Consider the following 22,518-nt stretch of genomic DNA (forward strand, 5'->3'; position numbering starts at 1 on the left):
CGCGCCGCTTGCGGTGGCGACGGCACATTGCCGCTGACGATCTCAGGAAGGAATTCCGATGGCAGACGATATGGTCGACATCACCGGCTTGCTCACCCCGCTGACGGTGCGATCGGTGCGGTTGCCCAACCGGTTCGCGCTCGCGCCGATGACCAGATACGCAACGCCTGACGGTGTGCCCACGGCGGAGTATCCGGGGTATTTCCGTCGGCGCGCCGCCGGCGGCATGGGCCTGTTGATCACCGAGGCGACACTGATCCCCGATCCGAGCACCGCGCTGGACTTCGACATGGCGAGCTACTTCCGCGACGAGGCGAAAGCGGCCTGGAAGACCGTGGTCGACGGCGTCCACGACGAAGGTGCGGCGATCTTCTCGCAACTGCTGCACGCCGGGGTATACCGCGGGCCCAACCCTGAGAGGTTTCCCGATGTCCCGACCGTCAGTCCGTCCGGGATCGACCTCTACTGTGAGCCGGTCGGGAAAGCACTGTCTGTCAACGACATCGAAAGAATCATCGGCAACTACGTGCGAGCCGCCCGCGATGCGCAGTGGGCGGGTTTCGACGGTATCGAAGTGCACGGGGCCCATGGATACCTACCGGACCTGTTCTTGTGGGATCGCACCAACCGGCGCGTCGACCTCTACGGGGGCCCGTTGCCCGACAGGACACGGTTTGCCTCCGAACTGGTGACGGCCCTGCGCGCGGAGCTGGGGCCGCAGACGCCGATCAGCTTCCGGTTCTCCCAATGGAAAGCCGACCTGTATGACGCGAGACTCGTCGAGACCCCGCACGAATTGGAGACGCTCCTGCACCCGCTCGCCGAAGCCGGTGTCGATATCTTCCATCCGTCCACCCGCCGTCACTACCAACCGGCCTTCCCCGAACGTAGCGGCATAGACGGCGAATTGAGTCTGGCGGGATGGACCAAGAAGCTCACCGGACGGCCCACCATCGTCGTGGGCTCAATCGGTCTTACCAAAACCATTGAAGGGCAAGGTAACACGCCCGATGGACACGCCGACATCGCCTCGCTGGAGAAACTCGTCGACCAATTCGATCGCGGCGAGTTCGACATCGCCGCGATCGGCCGGGCCGCCCTGGCCAACCTCGACTTCGTCAACAAGATCCGCGCCGGACACAACGACGCGCTGATCCCCTACGACGAGGGCCGACACAAACTCACACTTTGTTGACACCGTAACCGGCAGAGAGGTATTCGACGATGCACGTGTACCGGTTCGATGGCGCCGCCGGAGGACTCGACGGGTTGGCGCTACGCGACGAACCCGTCCCGTCGCCGCAGCGGGGCGAGCTGCTGCTGCGCGTCACGGCTGTCTCGCTGAACTACCGGGACATCGCCATCCCCCTGCGTCGTTACGTGCGCGACGCCCGGCATGGTCTGGTGCCCTGCAGCGACGCCGCCGCCGAAGTCGTCGAGGTGGGTGAGGGCGTCGACGACTACCGCCCGGGTGACCGGGTCGTCAGCGCCTTCCACCCCAGGTGGTTCGGCGGCCCGATGCCGGCCACCGCCAACTCCGACAGCTACGGCAGCGGGCAGGACGGATGGCTCACCGAATACAAGGTGGTGTCGCGGGAAGCGGTCGTCGGCATCCCCGCGGCAATTCCCGACGAACAGGCGGCGACGCTGCCCTGCGCCGGGGTCACGGCGTGGAACGCGCTCGGCGGACCCACGCCGGTGCGGGCGGGCCAGACGGTGCTGACCCTTGGTTCGGGCGGGGTGTCGGTCTTCGCGTTGCAGTTGGCCAAGGTGTCGGGCGCCCGGGTCATCGCGACCACCTCGAGCGCGCGAAAGGCCGAGACACTGCGGGCGCTCGGCGCCGCGGAAGTGATCAATTACCGCAGCAACCCGAACTGGGGTGAACAGGTCCGTGACGTCACCGAAGGACGCGGTGTGGACCGTGTCGTCGAAGTCGGCGGGCCGGCCACCATCGAGCAGTCGTTGCGGGCGGTCGCAGTCAGCGGAGAGGTCACCCTGATCGGTTTCCTCAGCGATGACAACCCCGGCGTTGACTATTTTCTGCTGAAGGGCAGTGGCGCGACCACGCGCAGCATCACCGTCGGCGACCGCGCCGACTTACAAGATCTCGTCCGCGCCGTGGCCACGACGGGACTGACACCGGTCATCGACGATGTTGTCGACTTCGGACAGGCTAAATCGGCGTTCGAGCGACTGCGCGATGGCAAGCACGTCGGCAAATTGGTCATCCGGGTGAGCTGAGGACACGCCAAAAGGCACGCTGGCGGACTCCGTCTCAACGCAGGAGGCCTTTGACCACCTTCCCGGTGGCGTTGAGCGGCAGGGCCTCGAGGAACTCCACCGACCGAGGGACCTTGAAGCCCGCCATGCGTTCGCGGCACCAGTCCATCAATTCCTCAGCGCTAAGAGGGCCTTTCGCGACAACGAAGGCCTTGCCGACCTGTCCCAGCCGCCCGTCGGGCACCCCGATGACGGCGGCCTGGGCGACGGCCGGGTGGTTCAGCAGGAAGCCCTCGATCTCGGCCGGGTAAGCGTTGAAGCCGCCGACTATGTACATGTCCTTCTTGCGTCCGATGACGCGCAGCCGGCCCGTGTCGTCGATGTTGCCCAAGTCCCCGGTGTGCAGCCAGCCCTCGGCGTCGATCGCCTCGGCGGTAGCCGCCGGATCGTCCAGGTAGCCCTGCATGACGCCGTAGCCGCGGACCAGCACTTCGCCGTCATCGGCGATGCGGACCTCGACGCCCTCGCATGGCAGGCCCGCCGTGGTCGCGACATCCTCGAAGGAGTCACCGGGCCGCGAGAGGGTCACGTTGCCGGCCTCGGTCAGCCCGTATCCGGTCATCAGCGTCTGGAACGGCAGCTCGTCATGGATGCGCCGGACCAGCTCGACGGGGATGTCGGCGGCGCCGGTCACGCCGGCGCGCAACGTGGCAAGCCTGGACTTGTCGGGGACCGTCAGCAAGGAGTGGTAGAGCGTCGGCGGGCCGGGCAGCATCGTAATGCGTTCGCGCTCAACCAGATCGACGACGGTGTCGATGTCGAAGACCGCGAGCGGCAGCATCGTCGCGCCGCGCAGGAACGACGTGATGAGCCCGGCCTTCAGGCCGAACGTGTGGAAATACGGGTTGATCTGCAGGTAGCGGTCACCGCGGCGCAGGTCCGCCAGCGTCGCCCACTCCTCGTACATACGCAGCGTCTGACCGTGGTTCATCATCGCGCCCTTCGGGCGGCCGGTCGTCCCGGAGGTGAAGATGATGTCGGAGATGTCGCTGCCGCTTACCGCCCGCTCGAATGGTGAACCGCTGGACAGGAAGTCGGATGCCAGGTCGATCACCGGTATCCCCGCGGGGGCGGTGTAGTCCTGGCCCAGGAATCCCTTGCGCGCCAGGACGGCCTTCGCCCCACTGCGCGCGATGATGTCGCCGGCTTCGTCGGTCTTGAACCGCGTGTTGACGGGTACCAGCACGCCGCCGGCGGTGAGCAGACCGAACGCCGCGACGATCCACTCCGCGGAGTTGGGCGCCCAGAGGGCGACTCGATCGCCCCTCTCGACGCCGAGGTCAGCGAAGGCGCCTGCGGCGCAACGGATCCGCTCGACAACTTCGGTGAATGTGAGGCGCAGCGGACCGTCGACCACCGCTTCCGCGTCGCCGAACCGGTCCGCCGCGCTCAAGACCATCTCGGGGATGGTCTCCCACAGTTGCGTGCCTGTCACACCGTGACAAGCCGGGCGAGGTTGCCGCCCATGATCTTTGCTTGGTCGTCGGCGGGCAGGTGCGACAGCGCCTCGATGTAATAGGTCGGCTCCGCCAACCCCTCGGGGTGCGGCCAGTCCGAGCCGTACAGCACCTGATCCACACCGACGAGTTTGACCAGATCGTCGATGCCGTCCTCGAAGAACGGGCTGACGTGGATGCGGCTCTTGACCATCTCGACGGGGTCGCTGGGGAACGCCTCCGGGGCCTTCCGGAAGACCTCGGCCAGGCCGTCAAGCAGTGGGGTCATCCACTTCGAACCGGCCTCGACGATGGCAACCTTCAGCTTCGGGTGGCGGTAGAGCGCACCGTGGATAACCCACGACCCCACCGAGTCCTGAATCGGCCGCCACTCGTTGAGGATGCCCATCGCATTCGTCTGGAACGGCAGCATCTCTGCGTTGGCACCATCCCACTCCGAGGTGTACCGGGAGTAGCCACTGTCGCTGGAGTGCATGCCGACCAGCACGTCGTGCTCGACGACCCGCTCCCAGAACGGGTCGAACTCGGGCAGCGCGAACGACCGGGGACCGCGGAAGCCGGGGACCGGAGCCGGGCGGACCAGGATGCAACGCGCGCCTCGCTTGACCGCCCACTCCAGCTCCTCGATCGCCTTCTCGACGATCGGCAGGGTGATGACCGGGGTGGTAAAGATGCGGTTCTGGTAGTTGAAGCCCCAGACCTCGTCGAGCCACTCGTTGAGCGCATGCACCAGAACGTGGATGGCAACGGGGTCGTCCGACAGCCGCTCCTCGAGGAGGCTGGCCAGCGTCGGGAACATCAGGGTGCGGTCCAAGCCCAGCTCGTTCATCTTCTCCAGGCGCGGGCCGGGCTCGAAGAACGCCGGGATCGCGCGCATCGGCTCACCGAACAACTCGCGCTTGGTCTTGCCGTCCGGGTTGCCGAATTTGAAGTACTCCTCCCAAGCGCCCGGCCGGGCGACAACCTCGAAGGTCGGGTTGGGAATGTAGTTGCTGATTTGGCCGCGGATCGCGATCTTGGTCCGCCCGTTGACCTGCACGTACTGGACGAAGTCCTTGTACTCCTTGGGCAAGAACTTCGTCAGCGCTTCCGGCGGCTCGTAGAGATGGTTATCCGCATCAAAGATGGGGAACGGGACGTCCACCTTGTGCGACAACTGACCCATGGAATCCTCCTTCGCGATTTTTGAGAATTGTATTCTCTGCAGGCGTCGAACCGCAACGTACCCCCTGGTTCGCCAAAGGGGCGGATCAGCAAGCGATGACGATTTTGAACGTGGCCGTGGTGGGTTCGTTGGGTTTGTCGGCCTTGGAGCCGTGTGCGGTGCCGGTGATGGTGAACCTGCCGCCGCTCGAACTCATGTCCACATCCCCCTCCCCCCCGCGCGAGTACATGCCGGTGAAGTTGCCCAGATTGCGGATGCGGACCGACTCGGCGGAAACCGGTTCGGCCCGCTCGTCGACGATGACATTAGCTCCGGCGAAGTCGCCGCCGATGTCGATCGTCCGGGTCCATTCCCTCTGACTGCATTTGACGACGTTGAACTTCGTGTCGATCCCGTTGACGGTCACGGAAGCAGTGCTGGAGATTTGAGTCGGCGGCCGCGGGGTGCATGCGCCGAGCATGCTGACCGCGAGTGACGCCGCGAGCACTGCCGCAATTCGATCCCGCATGTGGGCGCCCCTGTCTTCGCTGACGATAGCTCTTCGGCCTGCGGCGACGATGTTATTCTCGCACCGAGAGAATGCCAATATCGTCTGTTCTCGTCCTAGGAGCAATAACGCATGGTGGACCTGGAGATCGACGACGGGTTGGCGGTGCTGACGATCGATCGGCCGCACGCGCGCAATGCCATCGCGCTGGACACCATGCAGCAGCTGGAGAAGGCGTTGGACGCCGCGGCGGGCGCCAAGACCCTGGTGATCAAGGGGGCGGGAGATCGGGCTTTCGTATCCGGCGGTGACCTCAAGGAGCTGCGCGCGCTGCGGACCGAAGAGGATGCCGCGGCGATGGCCAAGCGGATGCGCGCGATTTGCGACCAACTGGCCAGCTTCCCCGCCCCGGTGATCGCCGCGCTGAACGGCCACGCCTTCGGCGGTGGCGCCGAGGTCGCGGTCGCCGCCGACATCCGGCTGGCAGCCGACGACGTCAAGATCGCCTTCAACCAGGTGGAACTCGAGATCATGCCGGCCTGGGGCGGCGCCGAGCGGCTGGCCGAGCTCGTCGGAAAGAGCCGGGCGCTGTTGTTGGCCGGCACCGGTACCGCCCTCACCGCGGACGAGGCCGAGCGAATCGGCCTGGTGGACCGGGTGTTCCCCCGCGAGTCGTTCGACGAGGGATGGCAATCCATCGCGAGGTCGCTGGCTCGCCACCCGGCGACCGAGATAAAGCGCGTGATCAGCGGAGTTTCGGCGGACGAAGCGATAGCATCCTTCGCACGGCTGTGGGTCGCCGACGCACACTGGCGGGCCGCAGAGCGGGTGATGAACCGCACCACGAGTGCGCGACGGGCAGCCGGAGGAGCGAAATGACGGTCAGACGGTTGAGTGTGGGCGCAGTGAGTTTGTCGGCGGTGCTGGCGGGTGCGACCGGTTCACTCGTGAGCGCGGGCCACGCCCATGCCGACCCGGCCATGCATCACGTCACGTACACGGTCACCGCGCAGAATCCGATCTACACCGACATCTACTACCTGGACCACCAGCCGGAGAAATTCTCCGATTACAGCCACAACCCCTACTCCTTCACGCCGCATGTGGATGTCGACCTCGCCCCGGGCAAACCGTGGAGCTTCGACTTGGACATGTCGAACCCCAATGACTACGCGATGGTCGTGGCGAGCACGGGCACGGAGCCCGGCACGCCCGGGCTTCACTGTGATCTGGCGGTGGACGGAGCCGTCGTCGTATCCAAGGACGGCCCCAAGGGCGTGCTCTGCTCGCTGCGCAACTGGTGAACCACCCAGGTCGGCGGGATACCTTCGATGGGTCGCGGCTCGCCTTCTAGGCGGCGCAGATATTTTTCGACCAACTCCACGGTTTCGGCGTGACCGCCGGACATGCCGATCGCCTGCTCGAGCACCAGCATTCGCGACAAGCTGCTCATCAGCACCGTCCAGACCACCGCGGGCACGTCGTCGTTCTCGGCGCCGTAGCGCTGCAACGCGGCGGCCACCGCTTTGCGCTCCTCCTCGCGGAAACGCTCGGCGTAGTAGGCGATTTCGCGCCGCATATCTTTGCGATGGTTGGCCAATGCCATGAATTCCATCGAGATCCGGGTGAACGCCGGGTCGGTGCCAAACCGCCAGAGCGCCCACAGTGGTTGCGGCGATTGCAGTAGCTGGGCCTGCGCCTGCAGCCCTTCGTCGGCGCGGCGGCGGAAGACTTCCAGAAACAGCTCCTCCATGGTGCGGAAGTAGTAGTGCACCAATTGCGGTTTCAGCCCCGCCTTGTTCGCGAGACGGCGCGACGTCACGGCGGCGTAGCCCTCTTCGAGCATCAGCTGCTCGGCCGCGTCGAGCAGCAGGCCGCGATTCTTCGCGTCCGGCGCCCCGATCCGGCGGGCCGCAGAAGCAGATGTCATGCCGTCACTCCATGCTCTCGAGACTCCGGTGTCGACCTAGTCAGATCGTAGCCAGGTCAGCGCGATGCCTCGGCGTTGCGACCTTGACCCTGACATTACCGCCATGCTAAGCAGGTGCTCAGCACATTTTCGGTTTTCCGAATCGCGCGGCCCCATAGCCTGCCGCCGAACACAGCCGGTAATCCAAGCCCAGGGAGACGCAATCCGATGAGCGACTACGAGTCGATCGACTTCTTCACCGACCCGTCTCTGGTACCTGATCCGCACCCCTACTTCGATTACCTGCGCAGTCAGAACCCGGTGCTGCGCCTGCCGCACTATGGCGTCATCGCGGTCACGGGGTACGACGAAGCCTGCGAGATCTACAAGGACCCCGACACGTTCTCCAACATCGTCGCGCTGGGCGGCCCGTTCCCGCCGCTGCCGTTCACGCCCCAAGGCGACGACATCAGCGCTCAGATCGATGCGCACCGCAGCTCCTTTCCGATGAACGAGCATATGGTGACGATGGATCCGCCGGACCACACCAAGGCCCGGTCCGTGCTGGCCAAGCTGCTGACCCCGAGCCGGCTGAAGCAGAACGAGGAGTTCATGTGGCGCCTCGCCGACCGTCAGCTCGACGAATTCCTGAGCAACGGCGAGTGCGAGTTCATCGCCGAGTACTCAAAGCCCTTCGCCACGTTGGTGATCGCCGACCTACTCGGCGTCCCCGAGGAGGACCATAAGGAGTTCCGCACCGTCTTGGGCGCCGACCGCCCCGGAGCGCGGGTCGGGGCACTCGATCACCAGTCGGTCGGCATCAACCCGCTGGAGTGGCTCGACGAAAAGTTCTGCAACTACATCGAGGACCGGCGGCGCGAGCCCCGCAACGACGTGCTGACGTCGCTTGCGTCGGCGAAGTATCCGGACGGCTCGACGCCCCCGGTCATCGAGGTGGTCCGCTCGGCGACGTTCCTATTCGCAGCCGGTCAGGAGACCACCGCCAAGCTGCTCAGCGCCGCCCTGCAGGTGCTCGGCGACCGGCCGGACATCCAGCAGGAGCTGCGCGAGGACCGCAGCCTGATCCCCGGGTTCATCGAGGAATCGCTGCGGATGGACAGCCCCGTCAAGAGCGACTCGCGGCTTGCCCGCAAGGCCACCACCGTCGGGGGCGTCGACATCCCCGCCGGCACCGTCGTGATGGTCCTGCCGGGCGCCGCGAACCGCGACCCGCGACGCTTCGAGAATCCGCACGAATTCGACCTGCGCCGCAAGAACGTTCGCGAGCACATGGCCTTCGCCCGGGGTGTCCACTCCTGCCCGGGCGGTCCGCTCGCCCGCGTCGAGGGCCGCGTCTCGATCGAGCGCATCCTGGACCGGATGCCGCGCATCGAGATCGACGAAGCCCATCACGGACCGGCCGCCGAGCGTCGCTACAGCTACGAGCCGACGTACATCCTGCGTGGCCTGAGCGAACTCCATCTCACCTTCACCACCGCGGACGCGGTCGCTGTCGCGGGCTGAATCAAAGGTTCATGCCGACGAAGTAGCAGCTGAGCAGGGCGACGGCCATCAGCAACACCCACGCGTCCGTGAGCCGGCACAGCAGCACCGGAGCGTTTCGCACCTCCATGAATTCACGAAAAATGATGCGCACCTTGACAAGTGCGATCACGATGACGCTCGACGTGACCACCGCGCTGGATTTCAACGTCCCGGCATGGCCTGCCCAGCGGTCTAGCCAGAGATAGCCGAGGGTGAGGGTCGCCAGGATCGTCCATACCACCAGCAGTCGTTTGTTGAACTTGATCGGAGATCACCTCACCACGTAGAGCAGCGCGAAGATGAGCACCCACAGGAAATCGACGGTGTGCCAATAGGTAGCGCAGGTTTCGACGAGCTGCTGGGTTTCCGGGGTTTCGTGGGGCTTTCGCGCCTTCGCGCGAAGTTGGTAGACGACGACGCCGAGGGCGACGAAGCCGATCAGCAGGTGCACGAAGTGGATGCCGGTGAGGAAGAAGTAGTAAGTGAAGAAGTCGTTGCTGTCCAATCCATTGCCCATGTGCACCAAGCGAGCCCACTCGAACACCTTGAAGAAGAGGAAGACCACGGCAAACCCGGCGGTGATGAAGACGTCGCGCAGGGCCGCACTGTAGGCGCCCACCCGGGCGGACTGGACACACCGCGCCACCGACCACGAGCTCAGCAGCAGGACCAGGGTGTTGAACACCCCGACCCGCAGGTCGAGCTGCGACTGCGCATGCAAGAACAGCTCGGGGTTGCGGGCGCGGTAGAACAGGTAGAAGCCGAAATAGCCCGTGAAAACCAGTGTCTCGAAGAGCACGAACGCCCACATGTCCGGCTGTCCCGGCACGAATCTCACCCGTTGCTTCTCGTCGGCTACATCGGCCATCACGCGGCCACCGTCTCCCGCTTGAGCTCTGGCAGGCGCCCGGTGCCGAGGTCCTCGCGCTGGATCATCCGGAACAGCATGACGATGAAAATGACTTGATAGACCCCGAACACGACCATGTCGAGCCACCAGGCGATCTGACCGTTCCATGCCAGCACGCCGCGCTGGAAGATCCAGCACGGCGCCACCACGACCTCGGTGAGGGCGTTGCACAGGTTGAGATATCCGAACCACTTTGGGAAGACCCGATTCCGGTCGAGCAGGATCGCGACCATCCAGATCAGCGATCCGATCAGGAAGACCCCCATCGTTCCGTCGAAAGACAGGAAGGCGAAGTCGTAGAGCCAGCCGACCGCTTCGGGGTCGCGTTCGGGGCGAAGCGTCCCGACGATCAGCGCGATGTTGAGCAGCAACATGCCGGGAATAGCACTGAGCGAGTAGATGATCAAATACGAATACGCGAACGCCGGACTGACCGACATCCGCCGCATCGAATAGGCGATGAGCGCGTTGTTGATCGCGATCATGCCGCTAATGGCGAAGATAACGCCGAAACCGACGGGTATCCCGAGGTGGCGTTCGTGGAACCAATGGACTTGCGTCGCCAGGTCCCAGGTGGGCTGCGGCGGCGGCTGGACTTGCGCCACGATGAAAAACACCGGGAAGAAGAGGCTGTAAAAGACGACGAGTATTCCCCACGCCACCCACAGCTCGCGCTTGGGGCCGCGCAGCAGGTGCCAGCCGATTCGGCGAAGCAGCGGACCTGGAGGTGGCGTGGAGGCCGAGGGCGCAATCACCGCGCTCATGCACTCACCAATTCTTGCCCGGGACCGGTCTTTTCGGCACGCTCGCGATAGATCGCCCGGCCTAACACCACGCCCATCACCACGATCCAGACGCCAATCGCAACGTTCTTCACCCAGAACGACAAGAAGCCGTCCCAGGCCAACGGGCCCGTCAGGGTCGCGCCGACGAACGCCGCGGGCACCAGCGCGCCGGCCACCAGCAGGTTGAAGTGGGCCACCCACCGGCTGAAGACCGGGCACGGCCGCTCGTCGAAATAGATTGCCAGGGCGAGGATCACGCTTTGCCCGATCAGAAACGGGACCAGGATCGTGAATGTGATCCAGGCAAAATCGTTGAGCAACTGGGTCAGCTCGGGGTTGCGTTCAGGACGAAAGGCGGCCAGGAGCCAGCACACGTTCGCAACGAGGAACAGCGTCGGACCGCCTGCGACGCAACCCAGCATCGCATAGGAAAAGATCGGCGTCCGATGGGCCATCCTGCGGATCTGCAAGACGATCAACGCCAAGATCGGCACCAGGCACACCCCGAACCAGTTGAACAGGATCATGCTGTACCGGATCTCCGGGAGGTGGGCCGGATCGCGATAGAACGCGGCCACCTGTTCGGCCGGCATCGTCGGTGACATCGGCGGATTGAAGCCGGGAAACAGCAAGAATGCGGCGATCCAGAGGACAAGCGCCGCCGGCAATGTCCAGAGCAGGACCAGCTCGCCGTTGGTCCGCCGCAGCGCGGTTCGCGTCAACCCCGGACACCGCGCGTCGCCAGCCCCGACGTCGGCCATCGGCCCCTCCCCTACGAGATCGCCTTACCTCACACGAATAATCAGCGAAGCTAGCCGATCGGCTAGCTTCGGTCAATAAGGTCGTCTAGTCTCGGTTCGTGGAAACAGCGCGGCAACCGGTCTCCGATGAGCAATTCTGGCTGATCGAGCGCAGCCCGGCCCGGACGCGGGTACTCGACGCCGCGTTGGACCTGTTCGCCACACACGGTGTCAGCGGTACGTCGCTGCAGATGATTGCGGATGCCGTCGGTGTCACGAAAGCTGCTGTCTACCACCAATTCCGGACTAAAGAGCAGATCGTCATCGCGGTGACCGAGCGGGAACTCGGCCGGCTCGAGCCGGCTCTCGAGGAGGCCGAAGCGTACGACGACGGCCCGCAAGCACGAGATGCCTTGCTGGTGCGCGTGATTGAGATGGCCGTTCGCGACCGCCGGTTGGTGCGCACGCTGCAATTCGATCCCGTAGTCGTCCGATTGCTGGCCGAGCACAAACCCTTTCAAGCCTTCATGGACCGTCTGTACCGGGTGCTGCTGAGCGATGCGGGTCTGGACGGGCGGATCGAGGCGGCCATGTTCTCCGGCGCGCTCAGCACCGCTGTCATGCATCCGCTGGTTGTCGACATCGACGACGAGACGTTGCTCGCCAGGGTCACCGATTTGAGCCGGCGCCTGCTCGGTCTGCCCCGGGACGGGCTCGGCTGACCGGAGACGCAGCGGCTACGTGTCGGCGCGAACCCAGGTCATTATGCCGTCGTGGGCAAAGCAAACGAGGAACAGGCCGTCGGGCGCCTGCGCCACGTAGTTCTGATAATTCTGGCAGTTGGCGCCTTCTTCTTTGACTCCCGCCATTGGCGGCGACCGGAACCACCGCGGCTGGTACCTCCTCGGCGAGCCACAGAACATCAGCCGTCCGGGCTCCGAGGCGAACGAGACGTATCCATCGGCGACGCCGAAGGCGTAGTAGGTGGTGTTGTCACACGGGGCACCCAAGACCTGGTGCGGCATGATGCCCGGGGTGCACGCGGGGTAGTCGCAGACGGTCGGCCCCGCCGAGGACGGCGGCGCGGTCAGCACACCGGCGCCGAGCAACGCGCCAGCCATCGCCACGACGAATCGCACGCAATTACTGTGCCACACCCGAAAAGAAAATTCTCCTAGTTGGAGAAGATCAGGCGTACCGGACGGCCGCCCGCGCGGGGCCAACCCCACCTGCTCCGCTTCGCGAGGTGGTGGGTAGGCATTTGCGCACGTGAGGGCCACCATTGCGGCCCTCCGATGGCGCCGTTGAGGGCGGGCGGTGGTGATAAGCTCATTCTCCGTGCACGATCCGGATGGACCTGATCCCGACGATGGGGTCGCCGCCGGCGCCGATGCGCCCGTCCCGGATGTGGACGAAGCAGACGAGGTCGCCAAGGCCGAAGCGCGCGCCGCGGCGGCTCGGGCGCGCCTCGCGAGGCTGCGCGGGGAAGCCGAAGCAAGAGACGCCGACGACGGCGCGGCTTTCCACGATGGCGAGCAGCGGCCCGCCAAATCGGCCCGGGCGCGACCGCGGATTCCGCGGCGGCCGGGGAGACCGCGGTGGCTCCGACGCCCAAGGCGGAGAACGATTGCCGCCGTCGTCGGCATCCTGCTCGCCTCCGCTTCCCTCGCCGCGAGCGGTTACATGGTGTGGCGGCACCGCGCCACCGTGCACCAACAACAGCTCGCGGCGGAGTTCACTGCGGCGGCGCGGCAACGGGTTACGACGCTGATGTCGATTGACGCCAACCACGCCCGGGACGATTACCAACGCATCATCGACGACTCCACAGGCGACTTCAAGGCCCAGATGTCGGCGATGTCAGCCTTGATGGCCAAGCAGACGGAGGAATCCAAAGTCAGCAGCAAGGCCACCGTCGAAGCCGTTGCGGTGGAGTCGATGAGCGACAATTCGGCGGTCCTGCTTGTCGCAGCGAGGTCCGATGTCATCAACGCCGACAACAGCCATCGTCCACCTGTCGTGTGGCGGATCAGCGTCGACCTCACGCGGGATGGCGGTCAGCTCAAAATGTCGAAAGTCGACTTCTTGCGATGACTATCGAGAATGGTTCCTCGCTGGACGGCGTGCAAGCCACGCCGTCCGACGAGACGGGATCGCCACCCGCTATTCAACGGGCCCGCACCGACCGTCCGGCCGCGGTCAAGCGCTGGACCGGCCGCTGTGCGAGCAGGTGGCGTTCGATAGTCGCAACTGTGTTGGTCGTTGCCGCGATGGGGCTGGCCGTCGGTCTCTACTTCTTCGTGTACCGACCCGATCAGCAGGTCTCCGAAGCGGCGGCACACCGGGCAATCCAAACGGCGTCAGAGGGTTCCGTGGCGGTGCTGTCGTACTCTCCCGACCACCTGGACCACGATTTCTCCAAGGCGAAGTCATATCTCACCGGTAATTTCCTCGCCTACTACACCAAATTCACCGAACAGATCGCGGTGCTGGCCCAGCAGAAGCACGTCACGGAGACGGCACGCGTGATTCGGGCCGCCGTTTCGGAATTGCACGCGGATTCGGCCGTCGTGCTGGTGTTCATCGACCAGACCGCGACGAGCAAGGAGAAGCCGGAACCGCAGACCACCGCGAACACCGCCCGGGTGACGTTGACGAAGGTCAAGGGTTCCTGGCTGATCTCAAAGATGGATCCGCTGTCGTGATCGCTTTCCATTGTTGGTCCGATCGCCATTTTGCCGGAGCCGAAGCGGTGTTAATCTCATTGCACGAAAAGCCGCAGCAATGTTGATACCCCATTAATAATGGCGGTTAGTTGAAGCGGATCGAGGAGCACCTGATGCGTTCAGTTCGAACACTCACCACCGCAACGCTGGTCGCTGCCACCGCGTTCGGCGGTGTCAGCACGGCATCCATGGCCCGGGCAACGACCAAGGAAGAAGTGGCCGTCAACGGGACGTTCCGCGCCACATCCATCGGCGACTGGGCCCAGAGAAACGACCAATACTTCGGCGAGCCGACGGTCGTACAAACGTGGACGATCAGCTCGACGTGCGACACGTTTCAGGAATGCCACGGCACCTTGACCAGCGACCAGGGATGGAGCGCGCCCCTGTATATGAATGACGGGGAGATGTGGAAGGTCAAACGCGAAGTGCCCAACTGGGAGCGGTGCGAGGACGGCACCGCATTTCCCGGACAGCAGACCTTCTATTTCTATCCGGTGAATCAATACGGCGGATACCAACTCGGGTCGTCCACCTACGCGGGGAAGGACAAGACGGTCGGGCCGTCTGGTGCCTGCGGGCAGAATCAGTGGCTTGACGTCGCGATGCCGTTACGCCTCGACAAAATCGGCTGACCGGGCTTTTCCACTCACTTACCTCGCCCCATCCTCGTGCGCCGCGCATCGCCGGGCAGCGGCCTCAGGTGGGAAGCATGTCCTGCCACGTCTTGGGCGCTTTCGGCGCAACGAGATCCGACTGCTGATAGAGCTTCCCGTCCGGACCCACATAACGACCAGTGCGCGGGTCATACCGGGCGACCGTGACGGCCGGCACCTGCTTACCCGGTCCACCACCGAATGAGCTCGGCGCGGCCTGCGGCCCTTCGCCGCCGGCGGTGTCGGCTGGTGCCGCGTCGGGGGCAGCGGGCGGTGCGGGCGCGGGTGGTGGCGAGGGAAGTTCCCCGGCTGCGGGGACGTCGAGTGGCGCGAAGGGCGGAAGGTCGGCCGACATTCTCGACATGGGCGCCAGCGGAGGTGGTCCCGACGACGGCACGGGCGGTACGGCCGCTCCAACCGTGCCCGGTGGTGGATTTTCTCCGCGCGGCCCCGCCGGTGTGCCGCGCGGCACCGCCCCCGGCGGCAGCGGCGTTCCCTCCACCGGGCCAAAGATCCTGTCGTTCACGGTAACCCGGTCGTCGGGCGGGACGCCCTGGGCGAGCAGGTTGGGGTCAAGCGGGTAGGGGCCGAGAACGTGCTGCTTCATCGACAGCGGCATGAAAGGCTTGTCGCTGTTGCAGATTTCGACGGTGGGCGCGCGCTTGCCGGGGTGTCCCATGCAGGGATAGTTGCGGGCACCGCGCACCCCGATCGGTGAATCCTGCGGGAGTTTGCAGTACAACCCGTCCGGTGTGTCGATGTCAGTGAGGTCGTCCGGGGATCGCCAGGTGTTCGGAGGCATGAAGCCGACCGTGCAGATCGGCGGGTCGTCGATCGTGAGCGCGAAGTCGCCCTGGGCCGTTCCCTCCGGATGGTTTGGCGCCGCCGCGGCCTGCTCGATGGCGACCGCCGACGGCAGCAACACCAGCAGCTGCTCCAGCGAGGGGTGATAGGTGACGCCGATCTGCCCGATGGTGGTCAGGTTGGCGAGCAGCACCGGCAGCGTTGGCTTGACTTGCTCGAGCAGCCGGGAAGCTTCATTGGCGGCCTCAGGACCGTTTTGCAGGATGGTCCGGAAGTGGGAATCGTTGTCGACCAACACATCCGAGATGCCGGCCAAGCTACGCGCCCACGTCCTGATCGAATCGGTGGTCTGCGCCTGGGTGTCCAGTAGCGGCCCGGTGTCTTCGGTCAGGGCTCGGGTGCGGTCGACGACGCCGTTGGCATCGCGGGACAACGTCTGCGAGGAATCGATCAGGGATCCCAGGTCGTACCCGGTGCCGTTGAAGCCCTGGAAGGCCTCGTCGAGCAGCTGGCCGAGTTTGGTCTTCGGGATGCTTTGGACCAGGGCGTTGAGCTGGTCGAGCATCGGCCCGACCGGCTGTGGAATCCTGCTGTCGCGCGCGGAGATTACCGAACCGTCGTGCAAGTAGGGCGGCGAATCGGTCTTGGGCCGCAGGTCAACGTACTGTTCACCCACCGCGGAGACGCTGAGCACCTCCGCCGTCAGGTCCTCGGGGACCTTCGGTGAAGTGCTAAGCGACAGCGTCGCTTTCGCGCCGGTCGGCGTCAGGCCCACCGACGTGACCTTGCCGAGCTGAACACCACGGTAGGTCACGTTGGAAAACCGGTACAGGCCGCCGGTTGCCGGCAGCTCCAGCGTCACCGTCATCCGACCGATGCCCAGCAGGGTCGGCGCTTGGATGTAGAAGAGCACCATCGCGATCACGCCGATGGTGCCGGCGATCGCGAAGACCGCCAGCTGGATCCGGACGAAGCGGGTCAGCATCTAGCCGCCACCTTCCGTCGGCGCCGTTGCCGGCGGTGGCGTTTGACCCGCGTCCGGCGCCGGTGCTGCGGTCGGCGGAGGCCCGGGCAGCGGGGCCGCCGGCCGAGGACCCGGCAGCGGAGGCAGGGCCGCGGGGTCGACCCACGGTGGCCGCAGGGGGTCATGCATCGGATCGTGGGTGTACTGCAGGTAATACGGGTCTCCGGGTGCCGGCACCAGCGGCTGGTCAAGCTGCCCCCAGTGGGTCCCCAACATCAAGCCGCGCTTGAGCCGTGGAATCGACAGGTCCAAATCGACGTGGAGGTTGAAGTAGTCGCCCCGGACCGCCCGGTCGACGAAGTTCTGGGTGAACGGGAACACAAACGCGGCCGCGACGGCCACGCCGAGCTCGGGTCCGACGTCGGCGAGGGCTTTGAGGGTCGGCTCCAGGTTTTTCAGGTTCTTGACCAGGTCGGCCTGGGCGTCGTTGACCAACCGGGTGGCGGTGTTGCTGAAGACGCGGAGTTTGTCCAGGGCGGCGGTCAGCCGGGGGCGCTCCTTGACCAGAACATCGAGCGCGGGCGGAATCTTCTGCAGCGCTTGGGTGAGAACGTCGCGTTGGTCGGCGAATGTGCTGGCCAGCCGGTTCAGCGCCTGGATCGAGTCGACGAGGTTGTCCCGCTGATCGTCCAGCGTCCCGACGAATGTGTCGAGGCGGGTGATCAGATCACGCACCGCGCCCTCATGCCCGGACAGGGCGGCGGAGAAGTTGTGGATGATCTCCCCGATCTGTCCAAGCCCGCCGCCATTGACGACTGCCCCCAGCGACGACAGCGTCTGCTCCGTCGACGGGTAGGCAGATGATCGACTGAGCGGGATGGTGGCGCCCGGCTGCAACCGTCCGCTTCCCGGCTGGCCGAGCGGCGTATTGAGTTCCACATGCATCGACCCCAGCAGGCTGGTCTGGCCGACGGTGGCAACCACGTTGGCCGGGACGACGACATCTCGCTTGACCGAGATCTCGACATCGGCGTGCCAGCCGCGCACCCGCATCGTGCCGACGCTGCCGACGACGACGTCGTCGATCATCACCGGCGAATTCGACTCCATCGTGCCGACATTCGGCAGCTCGACGTGATAGATGTCGGCCCCCGGCCCGCGCCCGACCGCGCCGGGCAGGGGTAGCGAGTTCAGGCCGTGGAACGCACATCCCGTCGCCGTCACCACCACGCAACAACCGAGGGCGAACACCCGCCGCACCGCAGCCCGGGCGATCATTGTTGCGGCCCGTCGGCTGGCAACAGCATGTCTGACGTGCTCTGCGCTGGGGACGGTGGGGGCGGCATCGGTGTCGACGGCGGGGGCGGCAGCGGCATCGCCGCGCCCGGTATCGGCGCCGGAGGCACGGCTCCCGGGGGGCCAACCGGGTCACCGGGCAAGCCGGTGTAGGCCGACACCGCGGGCGGGATCTCGGGCGCTGCGGGTTTCGGACCCTCGCCGCCGGGCGCCAGGCGCGGTTCGGTGTAGAGGATGTTGGCCGGGTCCACCGACTTCTGCAGGAAGATGTTGATGGGGATCGGCAGGTTGTTGAAGTTGAGGACTCGCAACCCAGGACCGAGGAACAGGGAGCACAGCTTGCCCGACTCCACCGCGGTGACGTTCTCGATGGCGCCGAGCGCCGTGCAGCCCGGGACGGGGAGCGGAACCATCAAACCCGAGAACGTGGGGTTGGCGAAGTTCATGATCCCGAACCCTCCCACGATGGTTCCGGTGTCGGCGTTGTAGTCGTTGAAGAAGTTGCCGAGCGCATTGGGCGCCGCGTGCAAGATGTTCTCCAGGTCCATGTGGTGATCGACCAAATTCTGTGTGACATCGGCCAACCGGGCGATCTGCTCGCTGGTCTGGTTCCGCGTCCCGGCGATGAAGCGCTGCACCTCGCCGACCGCCGTCGACAGATCGGTCAACGCCGCGTCGAGGTCGGATTTGCTGTCGTTGACCACACTGGTGAGCGTCGCCAGGCGGTCGTTGAACTGCACGATCTGGACGTTGCTGTCGCGCAGCGCGCCGACGAAGGTCTGCAGGTTCTTGATGATGTCGACGATGTTGCCGCTGCCGTTGGCGAGGATGCGGCCCACCCCCGACAGTTGACCCAGGGTTTGCCGCAGCTTGTCACCGTTACCGTCGAGCGCGTTGGCGGCGCTGTCGATGAACCGGCCCACCGACGTGCCCGATACACCGCTCTTGGGTCCCAAATCCGTTGCCAACCGCATCAATTGGGTCTTGACCTCATCCCATTCGACCGGCACTGCGGTCCGCTCGACCGGTATGACCGCGCCGTCGTGCATGACCGGCCCGGTGTCTCGGTAGGCCGGCGAGAGCTGGACGTAGCGGGCAGACACCAGATTCGAGGCGACGATCACCGCCTTGGCGTCCGCCGGGATGGGCACGCCGTGGTCGACCTTCAGGGTCATCTTGGCCTGTGTGCCGTGCGGCTCGATGGATTTGATGTTGCCGACCTTGACACCCGAAACCCGCACCTCGTCGTTGGGGTAGATCGCGGTGGCGGTGGTGAAGTAGGCGGTGATCGTCTGCTGCCGGAACAACGTGTTGCGGACGAGTACGGCAGCTCCGGCAACGATCAGCCCGACCAGGACGATCCCCACCACGGCCGTCAGTCGGTTGTGGCGGATCACTGTGATCCTCCGACCCTGCCGCCCAGCGTGCAGCCAGGGCACACCGGAATACCGTTGTAGGGCCAGGGAGTCAACGACCGAGGCAGCGGCGACGGGTAGCCGGGGCCCTTCGAAGTGTCGAAGGTGCGGAATCCCCAGAGGTAGTCGATGATCGGCTGGAAGAGTTGCGGCGCAAGGAAGTTCGGGACGAACGCCTGATAGGCGTACATGCTGGAAATGCCCTCACCGACCGTGATCTGGAACTTCTTGAGGCCCTGCATCGCCTTGCCGATGTTGTCGCGGTTCTTCTCCAGCATCGCGGTCACCGAATTCAGCCTCTCAAGCGTCGGTGCCAGTTTGTTTTCGTTCTCGTGCACCAGAGCCGTGAGCTGTTTGGCGACCACCGACGTGTTCGCCAACAGGTCCACGATCTCTTGGCGCCGAGCCACCAGCACTTGAAGCAGCGAGCCGGAGTTGAGGATGAGTTTGTTGACCTGCTGGCTGCGTTCGGAGAGAACCCCGGTGACGTCGCCGGCGCTCTTGAACAGCTCGCCCAGACTCTTGTTGCGGCTGTTGAGGGTACGGGACAACCGGGTGAGCGCGTCGAAGGCCGGGCCCATTTGGGGCGCGATCTGGTCGAGGGTACTCGCCAGCGTGTCCAGCGACCGGTTCAGCGCCGCGGTGTCGGTTCCAGCCGTGTCGGTCGTCAAGTCGCTGACCGCTTCCGTCAGCGAGTAGGGAGAAGACGTGCGCGAGACGGGAATCAGCGTCATCGGATGCATCGTGCCGCTGCCGGCGGAGTCCAGCGCCAGCATCCGCTCGCCCAGCAGCGTGCCGGTGCCGATGTGCGCGGAAGTCTCCGACCCGAGCAGGATGTTGCCCTTCATCACGAACGTGACCAGAGCATCGCCACGACGCAGCTTCACATCCGACACCGTGCCGACCTTCACGCCCGACACGATCACGGGGTTGCCCGTCGCAAGGCCACCGGCTTCCGTGAACAGCGCCTGGTACCTGACCATCGTCGCCCACGAGATGAACCGGTCGGGCGACAGGCCGACGAGGATGACCAGCACCGCCAGAACGACGCCGATGAGTCCGGCCTTGACGAGCCCGGCTCCGTGATACTTGAGCATTAGGGTTCAGTGCACCTTCCAGCGTCTGACCTGAATATGGGGGCTTTCACAGTCCGGCCCTGAAGGTCCGTGCCGCGGAGCTCCAACTGGCAGAGGTAGTACGGGATGGTGGCCCCGTCCGCGCCGAGCCGAACCAGCTTGCGGTAGTTCCTCGGCGCCTTGCCGATTGCGGCGTCGAGGCGGTCCTTGTCGTTGTCGAGGATCGGCGCCAACCGATTCAACTGATCGATGGTGCCCGACAGTGGCGGCCGCGCGTTGCTCAGCAGATCCGCCAGCGAGGCGGTTCCGCTGTCCAGGGCGTCGATGGCGGAGCCGATGGTGTTGCGGTCGTCCGACAGCCCGCTGACCAGCCGCTCGAGGCGATCGATTGCGCCGGAGAACTTGGTGCCGTCCTTGGAGATCGTGCCGATCACGACGTTGAGGTTGTCGATCAGTTGCTGCACGGTTTGATCGTTGTCGGCCAACGCATTTGAGAACGACGTCGTCTTGGCGAACAGCGAGTCGAGCGTCCCGCCCTGGCCCTGGAAGACCTGCAACAATCCCGCGGTCAACGCGTTGACGTCGCGCGCGTTCAGGCCCTGGGTAACTGGTTTCAGTCCGCCGAGCAGCAAATCGAGGTCGAGCGCGGGCGCCGTCCGGTTGACCGGGATCTGACCGCCGGCGGGCAGGTGCTTGGTCGAACCCGGGCCATCGACGAGCTCGAGGTAACGATCGCCCACCAGGTTCAGGTAGCGGACCGCCGCCCTGGTGCCCTCGGTGAGGACGACGCTGCGATCGGCGTCGAACTCCACCACCACTTTCTTGTCCGGCTGCAGCGAAACACTATTGACCGTGCCGACCCGGATACCGGCGACCCGCACCGACTGCCCCGCCTTGAGACGCGAGACGTCGGAGAACACCGCCGTGTACCCGGTCGTCGCACCCGTCCGGTACTGGCCGAAGATGAAGAACAGGAAGGCGGTCAGCATCGCCATCACGACCGCGAAGATCGTGAACTTGATAAGCGTGGCGCGTGTTCTCATCCTGGCATTCCCACCTGGGCGGAGTTGCGCGGCGGGCCGGCGATCGGTCCGTACAACAGCTGCTTGAGGAGATCGGAGTTGATCAGTACCTGCGGGTTTCCATAGCCCACCGGGTCGGCACCGATATCGGCGATGAGTTGCTTCGGGTGTGTGTTGAACGGCAGGTTCGGCAGACCCATGCACTGGGGGCCACCCGTGGCCGCAACCTTGGGCAGGTTCGTCGGATAACGGTAGCGCTCACCGCCCCAGGTGAGGCTCGCCGAGATGTTGATGCTCGGCTCCGACAGCGGCGGACCATGCGAGATGTTGATCAACCCGCCGAAACCACAGGTGAACACCTCGTGATATTGGTTGGTCAGGTCGAGCGTCGGCACCAGCAGATGCATCACGTTCGTCAGCGGTTGGCGGTTGGTCGACAAGACGTCGTTGCCGATGTCGGCCAAGCCGATCGCGCTGATCAGCAAGGCATCCAAATTGCGCTGCTCGTCGACGATCGTCTTGCTGATCCGGGTCGCGTTGGCCGCGGTCTTCACCAGGTTCGGTGCCGCGTCCGCGTAGGCGTTGGACACCACCGGTAAGACCGAGAGGTCATGCCTGAACGCAGGCAGGCTCGGCTCCAGCTTGGCCAGAAACGAATCCAGATCGCTCAGCGACTGGCCCAGCTGTGGGCCCCGCCCACTGAACGCTTGTGCGAGCGCACCCAGCGATTCGTTGAGCTTGGGCGGGTCGATCTGCTCGAGAACCGAAACGAGTTGCTGGAACACGGTATTGACTTCGACCATGACGTGCTGGCCTTCCAGCGTCTGGCCACCGTGCAGGCGCTGGGCCGCGGGCTGTGCGGGTTCCACCAGCTGGACGGACTTCGCGCCGAACACCGTCGACGACGCGATGTCGACAAGCACGTTGCTGGGAATGAAGCGCAGTTGCGACGGGTCCATCGCCAAGTGAATGGCCGCTTGGCCGTTCGGCAGCGATTCGACCGAGGCGACCTTACCCACCTGCACGCCGCGCATCTTGACCTTGGCATCCGGGTTCATGACCAGGCCGGCGCGTTGCGAGATCACGGTCACCGGAACGGTTTCGGTGAAAGAGCCCTGAAACAAACCGACCGCCACGGCGAAAATCAAGCCAATGATGAGAACAGTCGCCAATCCGAGCAACGGCGCCAGATAGCTTCGCCCGGCGGGCCGGGCATGGCCGGCGCGCGGAGGTCGCCCGGCGGCCGCGCGACCCGCTGGCACTCTCTGCGTCACTGCCGTT

At 65.2% G+C, this 22,518-nt stretch carries 24 protein-coding genes; 9 read left to right on the forward strand and 15 right to left on the reverse strand.

Features of this window, described 5'->3' with window-relative positions:
• Positions 1–58 precede the first annotated feature (58 nt).
• Both A5756_RS22670 and A5756_RS22675 read left to right on the forward strand, forming a co-directional pair.
• Complete coding sequence (locus A5756_RS22670) at positions 59–1,195, forward strand: 12-oxophytodienoate reductase (RefSeq protein ID WP_156659763.1); 1,137 nt, start codon at positions 59–61, stop codon at positions 1,193–1,195.
• A 29-nt stretch (positions 1,196–1,224) separates the two neighbouring features.
• Positions 1,225–2,241 carry an NAD(P)-dependent alcohol dehydrogenase gene (locus tag A5756_RS22675; protein ID WP_066957672.1) on the forward strand — a complete coding sequence of 339 codons (1,017 nt, stop codon included), beginning with the start codon at positions 1,225–1,227 and terminating at the stop codon, positions 2,239–2,241.
• 34 nt (positions 2,242–2,275) lie between these two features.
• Here A5756_RS22675 and A5756_RS22680 read toward each other — a convergent pair whose 3' ends face one another.
• The 3 genes from A5756_RS22680 to A5756_RS22690 all read right to left on the reverse strand — a co-directional run bounded on the left by A5756_RS22680 (position 2,276) and on the right by A5756_RS22690 (position 5,410).
• Entirely contained in the window at positions 2,276–3,715 is a 1,440-nt protein-coding gene (locus tag A5756_RS22680) for a FadD3 family acyl-CoA ligase (protein WP_255360757.1), read from the reverse strand.
• Positions 3,712–4,902 (reverse strand): amidohydrolase family protein, encoded by a 1,191-nt coding sequence (locus A5756_RS22685; RefSeq protein WP_066957674.1) that lies wholly within the window; start codon positions 4,900–4,902, stop codon positions 3,712–3,714. Before A5756_RS22685 ends, A5756_RS22680 begins: the two co-directional genes overlap by 4 nt.
• A gap of 85 nt (positions 4,903–4,987) precedes the next feature.
• Positions 4,988–5,410, reverse strand: a complete 423-nt coding sequence (locus A5756_RS22690) for a lipoprotein LpqH (protein ID WP_066957676.1) — start codon at positions 5,408–5,410, stop codon at positions 4,988–4,990.
• 111 nt (positions 5,411–5,521) lie between these two features.
• Between A5756_RS22690 and A5756_RS22695 the strand changes: the two genes are divergently transcribed.
• Together A5756_RS22695 and A5756_RS22700 are read left to right on the forward strand one after the other, a co-directional pair.
• The gene (locus tag A5756_RS22695; RefSeq protein WP_066957678.1) at positions 5,522–6,268 is read left to right on the forward strand and encodes an enoyl-CoA hydratase/isomerase family protein; all 747 of its coding nucleotides are present in this window, start codon (positions 5,522–5,524) and stop codon (positions 6,266–6,268) included.
• A gap of 101 nt (positions 6,269–6,369) precedes the next feature.
• Complete coding sequence (locus A5756_RS22700) at positions 6,370–6,693, forward strand: hypothetical protein (protein ID WP_082948258.1); 324 nt, start codon at positions 6,370–6,372, stop codon at positions 6,691–6,693.
• Here the strand turns inward: A5756_RS22700 and A5756_RS22705 are convergent.
• Complete coding sequence (locus A5756_RS22705; protein WP_066957682.1) at positions 6,609–7,319, reverse strand: TetR/AcrR family transcriptional regulator; 711 nt, start codon at positions 7,317–7,319, stop codon at positions 6,609–6,611. The two genes, A5756_RS22700 and A5756_RS22705, sit on opposite strands and share 85 nt — an antisense overlap.
• Positions 7,320–7,526: 207 nt before the next feature.
• Between A5756_RS22705 and A5756_RS22710 the strand changes: the two genes are divergently transcribed.
• Entirely contained in the window at positions 7,527–8,822 is a 1,296-nt protein-coding gene (locus A5756_RS22710) for a cytochrome P450 (RefSeq protein ID WP_066957684.1), read from the forward strand.
• Position 8,823: 1 nt separating this feature from the next.
• Here the strand turns inward: A5756_RS22710 and A5756_RS22715 are convergent, their stop codons facing one another.
• The 4 genes from A5756_RS22715 to A5756_RS22730 are packed head-to-tail and all read right to left on the reverse strand — an operon-like array spanning position 8,824 to position 11,299.
• A complete protein-coding gene (locus tag A5756_RS22715) occupies positions 8,824–9,108 on the reverse strand; it encodes a cytochrome C oxidase subunit IV family protein (RefSeq protein ID WP_066957687.1) in 285 nt (94 codons plus the stop codon).
• 6 nt (positions 9,109–9,114) lie between these two features.
• Positions 9,115–9,711, reverse strand: coding sequence for a cytochrome c oxidase subunit 3 family protein (locus A5756_RS22720; protein WP_066957689.1), 597 nt, complete (start codon positions 9,709–9,711; stop codon positions 9,115–9,117).
• Positions 9,711–10,517, reverse strand: a complete 807-nt coding sequence (locus tag A5756_RS22725) for a hypothetical protein (protein WP_066957691.1) — start codon at positions 10,515–10,517, stop codon at positions 9,711–9,713. Before A5756_RS22725 ends, A5756_RS22720 begins: the two co-directional genes overlap by 1 nt.
• Positions 10,514–11,299, reverse strand: coding sequence for a hypothetical protein (locus tag A5756_RS22730; protein ID WP_066957693.1), 786 nt, complete (start codon positions 11,297–11,299; stop codon positions 10,514–10,516). Before A5756_RS22730 ends, A5756_RS22725 begins: the two co-directional genes overlap by 4 nt.
• Positions 11,300–11,397: 98 nt before the next feature.
• Here A5756_RS22730 and A5756_RS22735 point away from each other — a divergent pair, with 98 nt between their 5' ends.
• Positions 11,398–12,000 carry a TetR/AcrR family transcriptional regulator gene (locus A5756_RS22735; protein ID WP_066957695.1) on the forward strand — a complete coding sequence of 201 codons (603 nt, stop codon included), beginning with the start codon at positions 11,398–11,400 and terminating at the stop codon, positions 11,998–12,000.
• 15 nt (positions 12,001–12,015) lie between these two features.
• Here A5756_RS22735 and A5756_RS22740 read toward each other — a convergent pair whose 3' ends face one another.
• The gene (locus A5756_RS22740; RefSeq protein ID WP_197505495.1) at positions 12,016–12,399 is read right to left on the reverse strand and encodes a hypothetical protein; all 384 of its coding nucleotides are present in this window, start codon (positions 12,397–12,399) and stop codon (positions 12,016–12,018) included.
• A gap of 217 nt (positions 12,400–12,616) precedes the next feature.
• Between A5756_RS22740 and A5756_RS22745 the strand changes: the two genes are divergently transcribed.
• The 3 genes from A5756_RS22745 (at position 12,617) to A5756_RS22755 (ending at position 14,639) form a co-directional block, all read left to right on the forward strand.
• Positions 12,617–13,372: a hypothetical protein gene (locus tag A5756_RS22745; protein ID WP_066957836.1), complete on the forward strand. Its 756-nt coding sequence runs from the start codon at positions 12,617–12,619 to the stop codon at positions 13,370–13,372.
• Positions 13,369–13,983: a hypothetical protein gene (locus tag A5756_RS22750; protein WP_066957697.1), complete on the forward strand. Its 615-nt coding sequence runs from the start codon at positions 13,369–13,371 to the stop codon at positions 13,981–13,983. The genes A5756_RS22745 and A5756_RS22750 overlap by 4 nt, the downstream gene beginning before the upstream one ends.
• A gap of 134 nt (positions 13,984–14,117) precedes the next feature.
• Entirely contained in the window at positions 14,118–14,639 is a 522-nt protein-coding gene (locus tag A5756_RS22755) for a hypothetical protein (protein WP_066957838.1), read from the forward strand.
• Positions 14,640–14,703: 64 nt separating this feature from the next.
• On the opposite strand, the gene A5756_RS22760 is transcribed toward A5756_RS22755, so the two are convergent.
• The 6 genes from A5756_RS22760 to A5756_RS22785 are packed head-to-tail and all read right to left on the reverse strand — an operon-like array spanning position 14,704 to position 22,511.
• Complete coding sequence (locus A5756_RS22760; RefSeq protein WP_066957699.1) at positions 14,704–16,449, reverse strand: MCE family protein; 1,746 nt, start codon at positions 16,447–16,449, stop codon at positions 14,704–14,706.
• Positions 16,450–17,706, reverse strand: a complete 1,257-nt coding sequence (locus A5756_RS22765) for an MCE family protein (RefSeq protein WP_066957702.1) — start codon at positions 17,704–17,706, stop codon at positions 16,450–16,452.
• Entirely contained in the window at positions 17,703–19,121 is a 1,419-nt protein-coding gene (locus tag A5756_RS22770) for an MCE family protein (protein WP_197505815.1), read from the reverse strand. Before A5756_RS22770 ends, A5756_RS22765 begins: the two co-directional genes overlap by 4 nt.
• The gene (locus A5756_RS22775) at positions 19,118–20,236 is read right to left on the reverse strand and encodes an MCE family protein (RefSeq protein WP_066957704.1); all 1,119 of its coding nucleotides are present in this window, start codon (positions 20,234–20,236) and stop codon (positions 19,118–19,120) included. The genes A5756_RS22770 and A5756_RS22775 overlap by 4 nt, the downstream gene beginning before the upstream one ends.
• Positions 20,236–21,258, reverse strand: a complete 1,023-nt coding sequence (locus A5756_RS22780; RefSeq protein ID WP_066957706.1) for an MCE family protein — start codon at positions 21,256–21,258, stop codon at positions 20,236–20,238. The genes A5756_RS22775 and A5756_RS22780 overlap by 1 nt, the downstream gene beginning before the upstream one ends.
• Positions 21,255–22,511: an MCE family protein gene (locus A5756_RS22785; RefSeq protein WP_066957708.1), complete on the reverse strand. Its 1,257-nt coding sequence runs from the start codon at positions 22,509–22,511 to the stop codon at positions 21,255–21,257. Before A5756_RS22785 ends, A5756_RS22780 begins: the two co-directional genes overlap by 4 nt.
• Positions 22,512–22,518 lie beyond the last annotated feature (7 nt).

It is taken from the genome of Mycobacterium sp. 852002-53434_SCH5985345, assembly GCF_001667155.1.
Classification (GTDB): Bacteria; Actinomycetota; Actinomycetes; order Mycobacteriales; family Mycobacteriaceae; genus Mycobacterium.

Coding starts and splice junctions, on each gene's coding strand:
- A5756_RS22760 (WP_066957699.1), bottom strand. CDS start 16,449: ATGCTGACCCGCTTCGTCCGGATCCAGCTGGCGGTCTTCGCGATCGCC.
- A5756_RS22730 (WP_066957693.1), bottom strand. CDS start 11,299: ATGGCCGACGTCGGGGCTGGCGACGCGCGGTGTCCGGGGTTGACGCGA.
- A5756_RS22755 (WP_066957838.1), top strand. CDS start 14,118: ATGCGTTCAGTTCGAACACTCACCACCGCAACGCTGGTCGCTGCCACC.
- A5756_RS22700 (WP_082948258.1), top strand. CDS start 6,370: ATGCATCACGTCACGTACACGGTCACCGCGCAGAATCCGATCTACACC.
- A5756_RS22720 (WP_066957689.1), bottom strand. CDS start 9,711: ATGGCCGATGTAGCCGACGAGAAGCAACGGGTGAGATTCGTGCCGGGA.
- A5756_RS22710 (WP_066957684.1), top strand. CDS start 7,527: ATGAGCGACTACGAGTCGATCGACTTCTTCACCGACCCGTCTCTGGTA.
- A5756_RS22690 (WP_066957676.1), bottom strand. CDS start 5,410: ATGCGGGATCGAATTGCGGCAGTGCTCGCGGCGTCACTCGCGGTCAGC.
- A5756_RS22675 (WP_066957672.1), top strand. CDS start 1,225: ATGCACGTGTACCGGTTCGATGGCGCCGCCGGAGGACTCGACGGGTTG.
- A5756_RS22780 (WP_066957706.1), bottom strand. CDS start 21,258: ATGAGAACACGCGCCACGCTTATCAAGTTCACGATCTTCGCGGTCGTG.
- A5756_RS22705 (WP_066957682.1), bottom strand. CDS start 7,319: ATGACATCTGCTTCTGCGGCCCGCCGGATCGGGGCGCCGGACGCGAAG.
- A5756_RS22695 (WP_066957678.1), top strand. CDS start 5,522: ATGGTGGACCTGGAGATCGACGACGGGTTGGCGGTGCTGACGATCGAT.
- A5756_RS22765 (WP_066957702.1), bottom strand. CDS start 17,706: ATGATCGCCCGGGCTGCGGTGCGGCGGGTGTTCGCCCTCGGTTGTTGC.
- A5756_RS22685 (WP_066957674.1), bottom strand. CDS start 4,902: ATGGGTCAGTTGTCGCACAAGGTGGACGTCCCGTTCCCCATCTTTGAT.
- A5756_RS22670 (WP_156659763.1), top strand. CDS start 59: ATGGCAGACGATATGGTCGACATCACCGGCTTGCTCACCCCGCTGACG.
- A5756_RS22750 (WP_066957697.1), top strand. CDS start 13,369: ATGACTATCGAGAATGGTTCCTCGCTGGACGGCGTGCAAGCCACGCCG.
- A5756_RS22725 (WP_066957691.1), bottom strand. CDS start 10,517: ATGAGCGCGGTGATTGCGCCCTCGGCCTCCACGCCACCTCCAGGTCCG.
- A5756_RS22775 (WP_066957704.1), bottom strand. CDS start 20,236: ATGCTCAAGTATCACGGAGCCGGGCTCGTCAAGGCCGGACTCATCGGC.
- A5756_RS22740 (WP_197505495.1), bottom strand. CDS start 12,399: ATGGCTGGCGCGTTGCTCGGCGCCGGTGTGCTGACCGCGCCGCCGTCC.